Source organism: Haemophilus sp. SZY H56, from assembly GCF_054332415.1.
In genome coordinates, this window is sequence record NZ_JBTGNX010000010.1 from 43,483 (window position 1) to 58,102 (window position 14,620).

The 14,620-nt window shown below is 41.7% G+C and carries 13 protein-coding genes; 1 reads left to right on the forward strand and 12 read right to left on the reverse strand.

Going from position 1 to position 14,620, the window contains the following annotated elements:
• Positions 1 to 78: 78 nt before the first annotated feature.
• The 12 genes from fdhF to ACXVWP_RS08365 all read right to left on the reverse strand — a co-directional run bounded on the left by fdhF (position 79) and on the right by ACXVWP_RS08365 (position 13,994).
• The gene (gene fdhF, locus ACXVWP_RS08310) at positions 79 to 2,232 is read right to left on the reverse strand and encodes a formate dehydrogenase subunit alpha (RefSeq protein WP_369866778.1); all 2,154 of its coding nucleotides are present in this window, start codon (positions 2,230 to 2,232) and stop codon (positions 79 to 81) included.
• Positions 2,233 to 2,415: 183 nt separating this feature from the next.
• The gene (gene hycI / locus ACXVWP_RS08315; RefSeq protein ID WP_289902060.1) at positions 2,416 to 2,874 is read right to left on the reverse strand and encodes a hydrogenase maturation peptidase HycI; all 459 of its coding nucleotides are present in this window, start codon (positions 2,872 to 2,874) and stop codon (positions 2,416 to 2,418) included.
• A complete protein-coding gene (locus ACXVWP_RS08320) occupies positions 2,864 to 3,271 on the reverse strand; it encodes a formate hydrogenlyase maturation HycH family protein (RefSeq protein WP_329504681.1) in 408 nt (135 codons plus the stop codon). The genes hycI and ACXVWP_RS08320 overlap by 11 nt, the downstream gene beginning before the upstream one ends.
• Positions 3,272 to 3,525: 254 nt before the next feature.
• Entirely contained in the window at positions 3,526 to 4,302 is a 777-nt protein-coding gene (locus ACXVWP_RS08325; RefSeq protein ID WP_288505530.1) for an NADH-quinone oxidoreductase subunit B family protein, read from the reverse strand.
• Entirely contained in the window at positions 4,299 to 4,946 is a 648-nt protein-coding gene (locus ACXVWP_RS08330) for a formate hydrogenlyase complex iron-sulfur subunit (protein ID WP_049357457.1), read from the reverse strand. Before ACXVWP_RS08330 ends, ACXVWP_RS08325 begins: the two co-directional genes overlap by 4 nt.
• Positions 4,947 to 4,958: 12 nt before the next feature.
• Complete coding sequence (locus ACXVWP_RS08335; protein WP_297569148.1) at positions 4,959 to 6,689, reverse strand: hydrogenase large subunit; 1,731 nt, start codon at positions 6,687 to 6,689, stop codon at positions 4,959 to 4,961.
• Positions 6,690 to 6,709: 20 nt separating this feature from the next.
• A complete protein-coding gene (locus ACXVWP_RS08340) occupies positions 6,710 to 8,248 on the reverse strand; it encodes a hydrogenase 4 subunit F (protein ID WP_289902057.1) in 1,539 nt (512 codons plus the stop codon).
• 4 nt (positions 8,249 to 8,252) lie between these two features.
• On the reverse strand, positions 8,253 to 8,891 hold the full coding sequence (hyfE, locus tag ACXVWP_RS08345; RefSeq protein ID WP_369866772.1) for a hydrogenase 4 membrane subunit: 639 nt from the start codon (positions 8,889 to 8,891) through the stop codon (positions 8,253 to 8,255).
• A 15-nt stretch (positions 8,892 to 8,906) separates the two neighbouring features.
• Complete coding sequence (locus ACXVWP_RS08350; RefSeq protein WP_289902055.1) at positions 8,907 to 10,352, reverse strand: hydrogenase 4 subunit D; 1,446 nt, start codon at positions 10,350 to 10,352, stop codon at positions 8,907 to 8,909.
• 11 nt (positions 10,353 to 10,363) lie between these two features.
• Positions 10,364 to 11,326: a respiratory chain complex I subunit 1 family protein gene (locus ACXVWP_RS08355; protein ID WP_049357464.1), complete on the reverse strand. Its 963-nt coding sequence runs from the start codon at positions 11,324 to 11,326 to the stop codon at positions 10,364 to 10,366.
• Between the two features lie 10 nt (positions 11,327 to 11,336).
• Positions 11,337 to 13,358 (reverse strand): hydrogenase 4 subunit B, encoded by a 2,022-nt coding sequence (gene hyfB / locus ACXVWP_RS08360; RefSeq protein WP_297569144.1) that lies wholly within the window; start codon positions 13,356 to 13,358, stop codon positions 11,337 to 11,339.
• Between the two features lie 36 nt (positions 13,359 to 13,394).
• Positions 13,395 to 13,994 (reverse strand): 4Fe-4S dicluster domain-containing protein, encoded by a 600-nt coding sequence (locus ACXVWP_RS08365; RefSeq protein ID WP_014065505.1) that lies wholly within the window; start codon positions 13,992 to 13,994, stop codon positions 13,395 to 13,397.
• 347 nt (positions 13,995 to 14,341) lie between these two features.
• On the opposite strand from ACXVWP_RS08365, the gene hybG reads away from it, so the two are divergent.
• Positions 14,342 to 14,617 carry a hydrogenase maturation factor HybG gene (gene hybG, locus ACXVWP_RS08370; RefSeq protein ID WP_005696275.1) on the forward strand — a complete coding sequence of 92 codons (276 nt, stop codon included), beginning with the start codon at positions 14,342 to 14,344 and terminating at the stop codon, positions 14,615 to 14,617.
• Positions 14,618 to 14,620: the final 3 nt, after the last annotated feature.

The window sequence follows — 14,620 nt, forward strand, 5'->3', positions numbered from 1 at the left end:
TTCATAATCATGAGAAAATAATTGAATAAAAAACGGGCGAACCATTTAAGTTCGCCCGTCATTCATTTATGACACTAATTAAGCCACAAGTGCGGTTTCTTTTAAGCGATTTTTTAATTTCGCGTATTCAGTGACCACATAGCGTTCAGCCCAGGCTTGGTCTTCAATTTTCTCAATACGAACCGCGCTATATTTGTATTCCGGCGTTCTAGAACCCGGGTTCAAATGTTCAGCGGTTAATTCGTTACATTTACCGATCCACCATTGATAGGTCATATAACAAGCGCCTTTGTTAGTACGAGTGCTCACATCCGCGCGAGAAATCACTTTACCACGCGGAGAAGCAATCCAAACCAAGTCATTATTTTTAATACCTAATTCTTTGGCATCTTGATCATTCATTTGTACGAATCCCGGCTCATCCGCTAGTGCAGCTAGAGCGCGGCAGTTACCAGTCATTGAACGGCAAGAATAGTGACCAACTTCACGCACGGTAGAGAGTACTAATGGGAATTCTTCAGAAAGCTCTTCCATCGGTGGCTCCCAGTCGCAAGCAAAGAACTCAGCTTTGCCGTTTGGACGGTCGAAGATTTGGCCTTTATACAAGTATGTTGTACCTTGATCTTCAGGGCCCTCATCAGTACATGGCCATTGGATATAACCCATGCCTTCCATTTTTTCGTAGGTTGCCCCTTTGTAAATTGGGCAAAGTAAACGAAGTTCATCCCAAATTTCTTTGGTATTGTTATAGTGCATTGGGTAACCCATTGCCGTAGCAATTTCGCTAATGATCACCCAGTCATCCTTGACATCGCCAGTTGGCTCGACGGCCTTATAGAAGCGTTGGAAACCACGGTCGGCGGCACTATACACCCCTTCATGTTCAGCACAAGAAGTCGCAGGTAATAAAATATCTGCTTCTGCTGCGGTTTGAGTCATGAAGATATCTTGAACGATAAGAAGCTCAACCTTCTCGAAGGCTTTTTTAACCGCATTAATATCAGGCTCAGTTTGTAACGTATCTTCACCCATGATATAGAATGCTTTAATTTTATCTTCCATGATCGCTTCAGGGACTTCACTCAACGGCACACCTGGTTTAGTTGGAATAGATGGCACGCCCCAAGCTTTCGCAAATTTTGCATTAATCTCTGGATTAGCAAAACTTTGATAGCCAGGTAATGTGTTGAATAACGCACCCATATCGCACGCGCCCTGTACGTTGTTTTGACCACGTACTGGGTTCACCCCAACATTTGGTTTACCTAAGTTACCGGTAAGCATTGCCAAGCTTGCTAATGCACGTACGGTTTCTACACCTTGACGGAATTGGCAAACGCCCATACCCCATAAGATAGTAGCGGTTTCCGCTTTCGCATAAGTGCGGGCAATTTCACGCAACATTTCAGGCTCAATACCGGTGATGTGTTGAGTGGATTCCGGTGTATAAGCTTTCACGGTTTCATAGAACGCATCGAAGTTTTCGGTGTGTTCATCAATAAATGTTTGATCTTGTAATCCTTCTTCTAAAATCACATTCATCATCGCATTCAAGAATGCCACGTTAGACCCGTTAGCAAGCGGTGCATAAATATCCGCAATACGGGCTGTTTCGATTTTACGAGGGTCACAAACAATCACTTTCGCCCCTTTTGCTTTGGCGTGGTTAATCCGACGCGCCACAATAGGATGTGAAGTGGAGGCATTATAGCCAAAAATAAATACGCATTTGGTATCTTCAATCTCAACAATTGAGTTGGACATTGCGCCGTTACCGACCGATTTGAGCAGACCTGTTACAGAAGGGCCGTGTCACACGCGCGCACAACAGTCAATGTTGTTATTTCCTAATACCGCACGGGCGAATTTTTGCATAACGAAGTTCACTTCGTTACCTGGTCCACGGGAAGAGCCCGTTACCATAATAGATTCGTTACCGTACTTTTCTTTGATTTCACTGAGACGTTTTGCTGTGTAAGAAATCGCTTCTTCCCAGCTCACTGGTGTGAATGGTTCGCCACGTTTGTAGCGGATCATCGGTTGAGTCAGGCGAGGAGTCAGGATTTTTGTATCATGCACAAAATCCCAGCCATAATATCCTTTTAGGCATAACTCCCCTTCGTTTGTCTTGCCGTTTGCACCTTCAGCTCCCACAATTTTGTTGTTTTCCACCAAAAGATGGATTTTACAACCTGAGGCACAATACGGACATACGGTAATTACTTTTTTAATAGCCATAGTAACGTCCTTATTTTAGATACAACACGAGGTTAGAGATAGAATTAGAATAATTAATTCTGGGTATATATTACACCCAAAATCAACTTATAGTCTTATAAAAAACATGGATTTATTGATATAAAACAGGTTTTCGTAATATTTTTAAAATATGTTTAGAAAATCACCCTCACTTTTTTACAAAACAGGAATCTCTTCAAGCGATCTTCCCTCTTTTAAAAAATCATACATAAATTGCACAGACTCTTTTACGCTTTCTGTCATTGGAAAACCAAAGGAAACCAGATCGGGTTGAAGCCCAACAAAAACAATTTGTTTAATATCTTGTTCCAGTTGCTCGATGAGATAATTGAGCGGCATATTATGCGTACTCATGAAAAACATTTCCGCAATGCTCTCTTTTTCAATGATTCGGATTTTGCCCGGTGCTAATTCCATATCAGCCGCATCGAAAATTAAAAGCAAATCAGGTTTCATGCCTCGCACAATATGTGCAACATTTTCCGGTGCTGAGCCACCGTCAAGTGCGGTCCAATTTGGCAATGGATTCTCATTCAATAGCTGATAGAGATAAGGGCCAGCACCGTCATCCCCCATCATGCTGTTGCCAACGGTTAAGATCACATTATTCGTCACGACGTTTCACCATAATATACATCACAGGTTCACGCTGAATTGATGCTAACGTATTCATCAGAATTTCGACCCACTCTTGATGTTCTGGGGTGAAATTTGCTTTATTTTCATCCATCGCTTTCGCCAATAAATTGACATGGCTAGAATCAATCACGATTTCACCGAATCGTATTAAGCCGGCAAATTTACGTTTAGCATCCCCTTCTGGAAAGCTATCTACAAAACGTTGATAAGCATCGTAATCGCAAACCAGTAATTTTTTAAAACAATCAATTACGCCAACATGGTGACCTATCGCCAAAGAGTAATACATCACCTGTTTTGCTTGCTCTGGCACCTGTTCATCGTTTTCGACGAAACGCTCATTGAGTAAATAGAAAAAAACATGGGTTGTCATGGTACGTCCTATAAAACTTGTAAAGTAATTTCTTCGCTAATCAATACTGCCAAATCTCCCCTTACCCCTCTTTGCTAAAGAGGGGGATTTTTCTTTAGCAATAAAGCACTCCTCTCTCATTTTAATTTTCTGTTGTTAATGCAGAAAACTAGATTGAAATTGACCGCTCTTATTCCCCTCTTTAGCAAAGAGGGGTAAGGGGAGATTTGGCAGAAATCAAAACGGAGCTATTAGTTTATTTAGCAATCGTTAGACTATCCCGAAAACGGCATACTAATCGCATGCAAACGATTGACGATTTCGCTTAAACGCGGATCGGCTTCGCGTTCTAGGTATTCACCTAAACGTACACCAAATGGCACTTTATCATTTTCTGTCATCATTGCCATAAATTGGTTAGCAATGTTGCCGCCTTGACGATAACCGGCAAGACGACGTGCTTCACGTTCAAGACTAATACGCAAATCTAACGGAATGGTTGGGAAACGCAATTTAGCTTCTGCGTTAGGATCAGCTTTTTCTTGTTTACCTTTGAGTTTTTGATCAAGCAAACCAAGTGCTACTGCGAATCCATAAATGGTCGCTGCAGGAGTTGGAGGACAGCCAGGGATATACACATCAACCGGTACAATTTGGTCAGAACCACCCCATACACAATAGAGATCGTGGAAAATACCACCGCCGCAACCGCAAGCTCCGTAAGCAATACAGATCTTTGGATCAGGCGCAGCTTGGTAAGCACGCATGGCAGGAGTGCGCATAGCACGAGTAACCGCACCGGTGAATAATAAAATGTCTGCATGACGAGGTGAAGCGACCACTTTAATACCAAAACGTTCTGCATCGAATGTTGGCGTAATGGTACTGAAAATTTCGATTTCACACCCATTACAACCGCCGCAGTCCACACGATAAACATAAGCTGAACGTTGAATATCTTTCAGCAACGTTTGTTTCATTTTGGCAATATTTTCATCAATACTAAACGGTGTTGATATGCCATTGACCGGCATTGGAATTTGTGTGTTCATCGTCTTTCGCCTCCTGCTAAAACGTTAGGTACATCAACCGCACTTTGTTCTCGTTGTTCGAGTGCTTTTTTGAAATTCAAGCGAACTGGCTCTTTAAAGTCGATTAATTTCATCCGCATGTTGGATTCCATATTCGCGGTTTTTTCTAAGCTGTGCTGACGTTTACAAACCGGACAAGTATGCAACTCTGCCAATTTTTGTTTCACTAATTCTGGTTTATCCAAAGTTTGTTTGAATAAATCAATGGTGTAATTCAGTTCTTTATAAGAAATAAACGGTTGACCACATTCCTGACAAGTTACTGTAGCAAAGGTAGTTTCTTGGAAAAGATCCTGTTTATTGGTCACTGATAGTTCAAAATCTTGTGATAAGCGAATGGCTTTGGTTGGGCAAACTTCTTCGCAACGTCCACAGAAAATACAACGACCAAGGAATAATGACCAGGTACGTTCGCCTGTCACTGGATCCGTTCTCATGGTCAACGCATTGGCTGGACAGGCAATGGTACAAGCCGCGCAGACTATACATTGATCAGAATTGAGTTCCGGTTTTCCTCTAAAATCATCATCAACTTCATAAGGTTTGAACGGATATTTGGTGGTAACATCACCGGCTTTAAATACCGTTTTTAGTAATTTAAACATTTTCCGCCTCCCCTATTTCAATGGTGAATTTTTACGTTCGATACCGTAGCGTTCAATCTCTTTATAATCCACGGTTTTCGCTTTGCGTTTACGTACATCCACCACGGTGACACGGTCGGTACAAGAATAGCAAGGGTCAAGACTACCAATAATAAGTGGCGCATCAGACACAGTGTTGCCACGCAACATATAGCGCAAGGTTGGCCAGTTAGCATAAGTGGCAGCACGACAACGCCAACGGAAAAGTTTTTGGTTGTCGCCTAGCATTGACCAGTGAATATCTTCACCACGTGGCGCTTCCGTAATCCCTAAAGCAAAACGTCCTGGCGTATAATTGAAACCTTCTTTTAAGATTTCACCACTCGGCAAATTGTCCACCATGTAATCAATGATATTCATAGACTCAAACACTTCATTAATCCGCACTTTCACACGGGATAATACATCACCATTTGCTTCAGTGAAGAGATTGAAAGGGATATCGCCATAACCGGAGAATGGGTGTACTTTACGCACATCACGCGCAAAGCCAGAACCACGAATCATTGGACCAACCGGACTAAAGTCACGAGCGATATCTTTTGCCAAGACACCAACGCCTACCGTACGTTGTTCCATATTCGGTGTATTTAATAAAATATCGGTTAAGGTTTTGAGTTCTTCACGCATTTCACCGATAAGCTTGATACATTGCTCACGTTGATGTTTCAACATATCACGACGCACACCACCGATAAGGTTAATACCATAGGTTTTACGTGCACCAGTTAGCACTTCAGCCAAGGTCATGGATTTCTCACGAACACGGAAGAATTGCATAAAGCCGGTATCAAAGCCGGTAAAGTGGCTAGATAGACCTAAGTTTAATAAGTGACTGTGTAAACGTTCTACTTCTAACAAAATCGCACGGATCCATTCAGCACGTTTTGGAATTTGAATCCCCAAAGCGCTTTCTACGGAATTGGCATACGCCACACTGTGAGTAAAACCGCAAATCCCGCACACACGGTCAGCAAGGAAGTTGACTTGGTCGTAATCCATGCGAGTTTCTGCCAATTTTTCCATACCGCGGTGCACATAGAACAAACGATAGTCCGCATCAATGATATCTTCCCCATCCACGAACAAACGGAAATGTCCCGGTTCATCTGAGGTGATGTGTAATGGGCCAATTGGCACAATGCGCGCTTCGCCTTTTTCATTAATGAATTCGTAGGTTTCTGTTGCGGTTGTCGGATCGGGACGTAAGCGATAATCCATTGAGTCTTTACGTAATGGATAAAGATCATCCGGCCAATCATCTGGCAACACTAAGCGACGTTGGTCAGGTAAACCAACGGCTTTCAAACCATACATATCGAATAATTCACGTTCGCCCCAAACAGCTGCTTTGACTTTTGGTGTCACTGACGGAAATTCTAAGCTCACAGGATCAACTAAGGCTTTAATAGTGATAAAAGTTTTCACTTCCCCTTCCATGGAAAGCACGTAGTACACTGCATAGTTGCCATGAATTGAACGCTCATCATTCCCGAATACCAAAGGTAACCAACCTTCATGTTGATAATAAAGGTATTCAACTACATCAGGTAACATATTGGTTTTAATGGTAAGGGTAACCTGATTTGGTGTTGACCACTCCTCATCCAAAATGGTATTTGGAAATTTTGCATTGACTGCTTCAATGTAATTTTTACCAATCATTTTGGCTGGATCGACTGATGTATTTTTAGTTAATTCCATATATTTATCCCTCCTGTCGATCATTGCGCTAAACTTTGCCAAGGTAAAATTAACATTTCACCAAAAGACACTTGTTCAGATCCGAGTACAATTCCGACCGCACTTTTTAATAACTGCAAAATTGGTTCGGCAATATGAATACCCATAATAAACATGAATAACAATAAAATTGCCATCGCCACGAGTGAAACTTTGTTCACATCCCCCACTTCAATATTATCTGGCTGTTTGCCTAATACAGTTTTTAATACCATTAAAGACAATCCAGCTAACACAATAGTGAGTAAAATTAAACAGAATACCATTAACCAAGTTTTACCTGCGTAAATACCCGCAACAGCAATACTGAATTCACTGACGAACACGTTAAATGGTGGAATACCACCTAGTGCTAATGCACCTCCGGCAAATAATACCGCTGTCATTGGTGCCACATGCCATAAACCTCGTACTTGGTTCATATCACGGGTTTTGTATTTCAATAAAATGTTACCAGAAGCACAGAACAGCAAGGTTTTCGCTAAGCTATGGTTAATGGTATGTAATAACCCAGCAAATACGCCGATTGGGCCACCTAAACCAAAAGCGAAGCTAATTAAACCCATGTTTTCAATACTGGAGTATGCCAATAAGCGTTTGATGTCGAATTGAACGATAATAAACAAGGCCGCAACCAATACAGAAAGTAAACCAAATACCAACAATAAGGTTTGAGGGTAAGTTGGACCAACTGCTTTAGAAACTAAGATGTAGTAGCGCAATACCACCAACATGGCACAGTTCAATAATACCGCAGATAAAATCGCACTCACCGGACTTGGCGCTTCACTGTGTGCATCGGATAGCCAAGTATGCATTGGAAATAGACCGCACTTAGTACCAAAGCCAACCAAAATGAAGGCAAAAGCAAGATACATGAGCATCGGATTCAAACCAGCCGCTTGCTGATTGATTTCTGTCCAGAAAATGGCTTGGCTAGGATCTGCCAAAAGATTCGTACCATTAGAGAAGGTTAAAATCGTGCCATACAATCCGAACGCGACCCCAACAGAACAAATAATGATGTATTTCCATGCGGCTTCAAGAGAAGTTTTTTGTTTGTATGTACCGACCAAGAACGCAGAACTTAATGTAGTTGCTTCAATAGCAGCCCACATCAAAATCACGTTATTGGTGATCACAGAAATAATCATAGTGAAGAAAAACAAATGCAAAAAGCCGTAATAATTGCAATATGTTTTCAAATCAAGATGCCCTTCGCGATATTCAGTACCAATATAACCGATTGAATAAATACCGGCTAATGTTCCAACAATAGCGATGAGCCCTAAGAAAATAGCAGATAGACTGTCGATGTAAACCCAGTTATTTAATGCACTGATTTCCCCCTGAGTTAGCACGCCATTAATAATTTGTAAGGCAAATGCTAACATCAAAATCAAACCTGTAACATGAAGTGCGGTACAAATTGTCCGTGCTTTTGTCACGCCACAAGCGAAACTGGCAAGTGATATTGCTAAAGGTGCGATTAATAACGCGATTATCCATTGTTCATACATAGCGTTACCCCTTCAAACTCATAAGTTGTTTTGCATCTAATGAGTGGAATGTACGGTAAATTTTGTTTACCAACACCACCATTATGATGACGGCAAAGATAGCATCTGTGGCAATTCCGATTTCCACTAACTCAGGTGCTTTATTTGCCAATAAGGCTAATGTGAGATGAGAACCGTTTTCCATCAAACAATAACCGAATACTTGTTTTACGATATTGCGTTGGCTAACAATGCACACTAAACCTAATAAGAAGTGACTTAATGACACTGATAATGCCGGTTTAAGATGCGCAACCAACGGTAAATCGATTGGGACAACGACAAAGTAGCACAATGTCACTATCACTGCTGTGATCGGGATCAACCAAGCGACATTTATTCCAGCAGGAGTTTGACTTTCATCAACTTTTTTCATCGCATAGATTAAAATCGCGGGCACCAAAACCACTTTGGTAATAAATGCGCTGATTGACCACATATAAAGTTCATGGGCTTGCATTTCATTGGCAAGATAGACAAACAGTAACACCAACACCAATGATTGCAAACTATAAAATAACGCAGCTTTTTTGTCGGTTCGAGCCATAATTACGCAAAGAGAGGTAATAATGAGTAAACACGCAAGTCCATTTATCATTAACATAGATTCCTCCTTAACCTAACCAGCCAAACCTAGCCAATATGCGGCGATAAAACTGGACACCACGGACATCACCATTAATACAACTAACACAAAACGCATAGAGAATGGTATAGGTTGTGCATTGGCAACTGCTTCTGATGGTTTACCAATGACACATTGTCCGAATTTATACAACAACCACACGAATGTCGCGGTAGATTCAACTAAAGCAAGTACCACTAACCAAGTAATCCAGCCATATTCATTGCCTAATTCAAATCCGGCCGCAAATAATGGATATTTACTGAAGAATCCATTAAATGGTGGTACCCCAGCAATAGCTAATGCTGCAACACCAAATCCTGCACCGACCACTGGCATTGTACGCATAATACCTCGTAACAATGGCATTGAGCGGGTTCCTGTCGCATAACTTAATGAACCAGCGACCAAGAAGAATAAGCTTTTCGCGAAAGCATGGTTGAAGATGTAGCTAATCGCTGCCACAAAGGCCAATTTAGAACCTAATGCAGCAAGAGAAATCCCAATGAAAATATAAGAAAGTTGGGTAATGGTGGAATACGCCAATAAACGTTTTAAGTCAGTTTGTGGCAAGTACATCAAGAAGCCGTAAATCAAGGTAATCATCGCCATGATGATGCCGACTTCACCCACAATATGTGGAATCTCACCAGCAGACATAACTGAACGAGCGAAAATATAGACCCCAACTTTAACCATTGATGCAGCGTGCAAATATGCACTCACCGGTGTTGGTGCTTCCATCGCATTTGGTAACCAAATTTGCATTGGTAATTGCGCTGATTTACCCCACGCAGCAAACATCACACCAAATAGCACGATGGTTTTCGCACTCGGATCTAAATGTTCTAATGCTGTGATGGAGAATGTACCTGATTGGCTGAACAAATAGGCTGCAGCAATATATAACCCGATTGCACCAACATGGGTAATAATCAACGCTTTCATTGCAGCGGCTTGGGCTTTTGGTGTTTGGTAATAACTGATTAATGCCCAAGAACATCCCCCAGTAATTTCGAAGAACAATAATTGTCCTGCTAAAGTTGAGGAATACACCAAGCCTGCCATGGCACCAATAAAGATGAGCAAGAAGGCATAAAAACGTGGTAACCCGTTATGTGGGTGCTCACGGTTTTTATCGGTTAAGTATCCGCAAGAATATAAGCAGATTAAGAAACCCAAGGCCACAACGGCAAAGGCAATTAATGTACTGACTGCATCAAGAGTGACACCAAAGATCGCCGTTTTATCAAAAGCGACGATGTCATAAGTGACGCTTTGATGACCATCGGCAAACCATTGCCCAGCAACTAACATGGTTCCTAACGTAGCAAGCGCTGCAAATACAGTGGCAATTTGAGCAAAGTGTTTTTTGTTCAAACCAACAATAAACGCCCCTACGAAAGGTAAAATGATTGTAATCAGAGCTAAACGTTCCATATTTGTCCTCCTTACAACCCTGTGAAGTAAAATACAAACGCTAACACAGAAATGCCGAAGCCGACTACGGTTAAACGTCCTGTTAACATAAAGCGGGTACGAGAGAGTGTGTTTTCAAAGACACAAGCCAATACGAACACCACTAATAATTTCACGAAGAATAAAACACCGCCTAAAACGACCGCACTTAAGCTCATCTCTGTTGGGATACCAAACGGAAGCAACACGCTCACAAAGATAGATGCTACAACCATAGATTTTAAGCTTAAGCCGACTTTTAATAAGGCGAGTGCTGGACCAGAATATTCAGTCAATGGACCTTCTTGTAATTCTTGTTCCGCTTCTGCCAAGTCAAATGGAATTTTCCCCATTTCAATAAACACGGCGAAGAATGCTGCTGCGATAGCAATCACTGTCGCAATTGGATATTGCCAAGTATTTTCGGAAAGTGCATTACCGATAACCGCAAAATTGGTTGAACCGGCAATTAAAGCAATCACAAGGAATGCCAACATGAGAATTGGTTCTACTAAAACACCTAATGTGACTTCACGGCTTGCCCCTAAACTTGAGAATGTGCTGTTTGAATCCAAACCCGCAATTGAGAAAAAGAAACGGAACAAGGCGAATAAGTAAATCACGGTGATTAAATCACTGCCAGCGCCAAATGGTGCGATACGAGTAAATAAAGGCAAACTCATGGCAACCACCATCACTGTGCTAATTAGCACATAAGGCATCGCTTTAGAAACCCAACCCGCATTGTCTGGCCAAATGTTTTGACGTTTCATTAATTTCGCAATGTCACGATAATCTTGTAACACGCCAGGACCGCGACGAGATTGAATACGAGCACGGATCATACGTGAAATACCGGAAAATAACGGTGCAAGGGCGAGCAAAATCAAGGCTTGCACAATGGCAAAAACAAACATTCCGGCAGATGTTGCAATTTCTGAAGGTAACGTAATCATCTTCAACCTCCTACATCAACGCAATGGAAAGTAGTATTGCCACCAAGGCAATCACGAAGTACACGCAGTACACACGGAAATCACCTTGTTGCAACCATTGAATTTTAGTTCCTAACCAAGGAATAAAACGAGCGATTGGCATCGTCATTTTTTCTTCCCAGAAAGGTTCAGCTTTTGTTGCACCTTTAATTACCGCTTGGATACCTTTATCACCTAAAGGTGCGGGATCCAACACTTCGCGCAAGGTATAAAGTGATTTGAAAATCGTACGCAACGGACGAGTGAAACTACCTGCAGAGGCCGCCATATCTTGTTCATAAGCATAACCACAAGCCCATGGATTGCCTTTTGCACGATCGGATAAACGTTGATTTTTGGTGAAGGCGTAAAAACTAAATGGCAAGAAGAAGAATGCCAATAGCATGATAGTCACCATCGGTGTTGAAAGCACGGTATGCGGTTCAGCTTGTGCGACCACCACACCATTTTGAGCCAACATTAGCGGCTCACTGTGAGCAAGTGCGGTCGAAATTTTCGCAATTATTGGAGTCACCACAGATGCACCCACACCTAACAATACACAACATAACGCTAATACCGCCATCGCAATTACCATTGGTTTTGGCACTTCACGTGCATTGGCTGCTTTTTCGCTACGCGGTGCACCACCAAAGCTGATGCCGTACACTTTCACGAAACAAAGTGCCGCTAACGCACCCGTCAATGCCAACATAATAATGGCAATTGGACCGGCAAGTTTTAAGACGAAATCATCACTTTGACTTAAGGTGAATAAGGATTGATAAGTAAACCATTCACTGACAAAACCGTTAAACGGTGGCAATGCAGAAATCGCCATGGTACCGATTAAGAAACAGAATGCGGTGTAAGGCATAAGTTTGCCTAAGCCGCCCATTAAGTCCATGTCTTTAGTGTGCAAGCGATACATTACAGAACCTGCACCTAAGAATAACAAGCCTTTGAATACAGCATGGTTAAGCAAGTGGTATAACCCACCAAGTAAGCCCACGGTTGCTAATACTGGATGATGTGTCGCGATACCAATCATACCAACGCCCACCCCCATCATAATGATGCCGATATTTTCTACCGTGTGATAAGCCAAGAGTTTTTTGATGTCATGTTCTGCCAAGGCATAAAGTACGCCGAGTACGGAAGATACTGCACCGAAACCAAGTACTATAACGCCATACCAAACATTGGTAGAACCGAGAAGATCAACACCTACTTTAATGATCCCGAAAATACCAATTTTTACCATCACTCCAGACATCATCGCTGAGGCATGAGAAGGTGCAGCTGGGTGAGCTTTTGGCAACCAGCTGTGTAATGGAATCATCCCTGCTTTGGCGCCAAAACCTAAAAATGCCAAAATAAAGGCGGTAAAGGCAAGCGGTGCCGGTAAAGTGGTTTGACGGAATGCGCTAAATTCAAAGCTACTGGCATAGCAGTAGAAAATGAAGAAGGCGATCATAATTAATACCGAACCGGCATGCGCAATAAAGAAATAAAGCAAGCCTGCATTTACGGCATTGTCATCTTGTTCGGTAAGGACTAAGAAATAAGATGCCAATGACATCATTTCAAAGAATACAAGGAAGTAGAATGCATTATCGCTGGTGACTAACGCAACCATGGAAGCGATAAATAAATTCATGAAGAAACCCATGGAACCTGCGCCTTTACCTTTATATTCTTTTACATAAGAGAAAGAATAAAGTGCGGTCACAATAACTAATAAAGAAATGACACACACCATAAAGGCTGCCAATCCGTCAATACGGATGGAGAACGAGGCAAATTCAAATGGGGTTTTGAAAACATCAACGACTGTGTCGCTGCTGATCAGAACGGGGATGCAGGCAACAATACCTAACACTCCAGCAAGTACACCGGTCACGCCGGATATATTGATTGAAAGTTGTTCGTTTCGTCTCACTGCGAGCGAAATAAACGCACCTACGACATAAATCAACAGGGTCGTGATGAGTAAATTGATTGGTAAACTCATAATATCACTCCATTGATTACAAGTTAAACACACTAATTATCTTGGGATAGCAGGCGAAGAAACCATTGCCATTTCACGTTTTCTTTCGTTAGCCTGTTTGATACTCTCATCACTAATAATAAATAACGTTTTGGTCGGGCAGGTTTGCACACAAGCCGGACCATCTTCACGGAAATAGCAAAGATCGCATTTCACCGCAATGGCTTTCACACCTGGTTGCCATGCCAACATATTGTGTAAATCCGTATTATCTGGTGCAGTACGAATATCTCGTTTTACCGCATCAGTGAAGGAGAATCCTTCATAATAGGTTGGTGCGTCAATCGGTGCAGAACCATGTTGGGTAATGGCACCGAATGGGCAAGCAATACCACAAAGTTTACAACCGATACAGAGACTTTCGTTAAGTTGAATAGTGTCATTGATATGTGTAATTGCGTGCACCGGACACACAGTAGCACATGGTGAATCATCACAATGACGACAGAGAATTGGCACGGTTACATCATCATTACGCATGACTTGTAAGCGTGGAAAAGATTGTAATCCGAAAGCTTTATGCACTTCGCTACAAGCGGCCATACAGGTGTTGCATCCAATGCAATCCTTCGGATCACCGATTACAAAACGATTCATACATTCCCCCTCCTTGTATGTAAATAACGTTTTTTACAATAACCACTCTAGGAGTAAGGATACTCCTGTAAAAAAGTAAAGCTCAAGAACTAATTCGAAAATTTGTGATTAAGATCAAAAGATTTCCATTGTTTTTCTATTACTCTGATGCACCTGTTAAATAACAGTGAAACATAATAATTTTATGTTAAAAATGTGAACAGACTTTAAACAAAAATGCAGTAGCCTTATTTAAAATATGGCTATACAAATTTAGGTGCTTACATGATAAAATTTCACACTCGCAGTACGTTTATTGAAACACAATAAACGATTTATCTCATAAACATTCTAACTAAGGACAGATTATGTGTTTAGGTATTCCAGGACAAATTATTCAAGTTGCAGACAGTGCATTACAGCTTGCTGTAGTCGATGTGTGTGGTGTTAAAAGAGAAGTTAATATTTCATTAATTTGTCAGGATGACCCCAAACCTCTCGTTGGTAAATGGGTACTCGTGCATGTGGGTTTTGCCATGACGATTATCGATGAAGAAGAGGCCAAACAAACGCAAGAAGCCTTAATTGCCATGAGCCAGCTAGAACACGAAGTCGGCGATTTTCTTGGCTTAAATCAAAAATAAACA